Source organism: Psychrobacter sp., assembly GCF_035469765.1.
Classification (GTDB): Bacteria; Pseudomonadota; Gammaproteobacteria; order Pseudomonadales; family Moraxellaceae; genus Psychrobacter.
Genome location: NZ_DATIRM010000413.1, coordinates 1 through 3,128 on the forward strand (window position 1 = coordinate 1; position 3,128 = coordinate 3,128).

General features: G+C 39.9%; 2 protein-coding genes. Both read left to right on the plus strand.

Annotation, left to right across the window (positions count from 1 at the left end; genetic code table 11):
• Window positions 1-1,316 (plus strand): hypothetical protein (locus tag VLN09_RS11420; RefSeq protein WP_325246613.1); only part of this gene is annotated, 1,316 nt, incomplete at its 5' end.
• Window positions 1,306-3,128: hypothetical protein (locus tag VLN09_RS11425; RefSeq protein ID WP_325246615.1), on the plus strand; the 1,823-nt coding region annotated here is incomplete at its 3' end. The genes VLN09_RS11420 and VLN09_RS11425, both read left to right, overlap by 11 nt.

Sequence of the window (3,128 nt, forward strand, 5' to 3'; positions counted from 1 at the left end):
CGCTAAGTCGTGATGCCAAATCCTTACCTCAATTGAACCATAAAATATGTGCCCGTATTCTATTGCTATCAATGCTCACAGCATTACCAATCAAGTCACTCCTCACACCAGGCTATATCGGTCATTCGCATGTGTTTAGTATAGGCACTAGAGGTGCTTATATTAAACACAACTTAGGTATTACTAAAAGATCTGAGAAGTTCAACAGTGCTCAACATGAAAACAAGGATGATGAGATAAAAATCCCTATACCATTATGGTTGATTGAACATTTAATAGGTATTGATATTCCTTCAAACGAGGACTTTATTACTTATCTTGCTACGCTGCGTACTAGCCTTGGGCTACCCTACCTTTCACTAAATCGAGTAGAGACCGCGCTTCATGTAGTGCTTTCTCGCTATACCCCTAACAGTCACAGCCACATTGCAGATATCATTTGCCGAACACCGGCGCCACATGCTCCTGCCATATACTACAGCAGTCACAGTAGCGAGGTGCTTATTACGCATTACAAATCTGCACTCAGCGTATTGAATAGAATGGACAGCTTTGATGTCTCCTATATCACTCCTTGGTATAAACGCACTGTAGGCTCGGGGTTTGCCCTTACTCCCGAATATGTTCGTGAAGTAATTGCCAAGCTTAAAAACTGGGTTAATGACAGCCCGGACGCTGATGTGCATTTCAATAGAACCAGTGTTTTTGTGTGGTTTGTATTCTGCCTATTGACAGGGGTACGACCAAATAATGGCATTGGTAAAACAAGTGACATTGATTTTGAATTGGGATGGCTGATTATCAACGATAAACCTAGCAAAAAAGTCAAGAACCATCGCCTAGTACCGCTATGTCTTACTCTTTTGAAGTATTTAAATGACTATAAAAACTACCTTATTAACTATCAGTTAAATAACCCCTTAAAGCATGAGATCAGTATAAGCATTGACGAGATTCGACTGGGTGATGATATCGCATTATTGAGGCTATTATCAGATAGCCTTTATACCTTAAAAACCATTAAGCGCGGTGATGCCTATCATATGACTAAAGGTATTCTCGATGCAAATCCTTATTGGACGCGTCATTTTGTACGTACCCAACTTGAAAAAAATGGGGTTGATCTGGCGCTTATTAATACCATCATTGGGCACGAAAAAGCTCGTCAAGAAGGGCTAGGACGTTTTTCCTCATTAAGTAAGGCAAAGATCAAAAGTGTTGGCGAGGCATTTGAATACATCGCTAGAATGTTAGAGTTAGATGATATACATAACAACGGACTGCAACACTACACTGAGGTCAACCATGCTCATTGATAATGTGAAACTACCAAAAATCATCAATGATGTAGCTAAGTTTGATGCCAGAAAAAAGAAATATGTTCCTTATCGCTCAGCACTTGATAACAGTAGCGATGACAAAAAACTTGAGGTTTTACTACTTGCCGAACTACAAACCAAATGGGATAAACTACAGAAACAGTCTACTGGCAACAATAAGCTCTCCAACTTTTTAAAGTCCACTGCCAAATACTATCGACAAGGATTGACACTCAGTGACCGTGAATTCACGTCTACCTCTGCCTATATGCGCTGTTTTGATAAACAATGGTTGCATTGGAACCAAGCATTATGTCAGTTTCAGAATGATCTTTATGAGCAACTAATGCCACTGCACAAGAGCAGCTTTAGCGAATTTCAAACCTATGTTAATGACAAATCGGCGAAAGAATATAAATCGAAAAAAGCTCTCAAAATTGCATGGCAAACGATTACGAGTTTTATTGATTATCAAAATAAGCATTTTATGCTTGCTGAGCATTACTACCCTAAAATTATCGCCCCGCAGCCGACCAAATCCAATACATTGATTATCAACGCTGACTGGGTCACACGTGGTAAAGAGTTAACTAAAATCATTCGAGCAGCACGTGAACATTGGTATGAAACGACAAACTATAGTCATGATGAGATTTTAGGCTGGTTATTATTCTCCGGCATCGTTTATGGCGGTATCAATGAAAAACAAATGCTTCAAGGATGGCTTGCGGCACTACTTACTAAAGAGCATCAAGCGTTTATCCACCAAAGGGTATTCGTATCGCCACGCTTTGCGCAAAAGCGCTATGGTAACGAGCGTGTAGAAGACAGTGACAAGCTGTATAACACTAAGCAAATTATTCTAGATTTGGTTAGTCAATGCTGGCTGATACACTACCATCAGCAAAGCGATCAAAAGGATATCAAACACGCGCTTGCACAGTTGTCACAGGAAAAAATTGAGCATTATCTTACCAACACATTAGCTATCGTGACCGAGCCCCTGAAACTCAACACGCTCACTTTGTCTAGACTCTTATACTATGCCAGCTATCACTGGGAGATGCTCGATAACGTTGATATCGATCAGGCCTCGGTTGCGGTACTGCGCGGCAACCAAAATACGGCAGGACTACCGAGCCACGGCTTTAATCAATTATTAAACCAAAATTATAAAAACAAAGTGCAGGATTATGATCTAAAAAATATTTTAAAGCTCTCCATCAGTGCGATGGCTCCTTCGGAAACAGCACCGATTAGCAGTAGTTATAAAAAGGCAGAAGTTAGAAAGGCAGATTTGATCATCCAGCTCAATAAAGACTTTAAACAGACCGAAGAGCTTAAAAAGAAAAAGCTAAACTATACACCCCCTACTCTTATTGAAAGAATTAAAAAACGCTGTCACCAATATACTGATTTGAGTGAAGCCATTTTATTAGAGTGGGTACTAAGCTTACTGAGTAAAAATAAACCGCCTAGCAATACATCTATTTTGCAATATATCAAAACAATAGGCTATGAGTGGCTTTATTTTACAATGGCACAACCGCTTGATATATGGTCAGAGGAAGATTTTGAAGCGCTATACGAAGATATTTTAGAGTACAAAGCCGTCGCGCGTGGTAATACTGACATTGTATACTCTGCCAATTTATTTCAGCGCATGCATAACTTTGCTAAAGATAAGTATGGTCTACCAGCAGTCACTCTTCAACAATCAAAAAACGGTCGCCGGGTTCGTGCGGAGCTGGTATCACCACAAGCGTATCGAGCCATCATTAAGCAAATATTAGCGTCTATAGATATTTT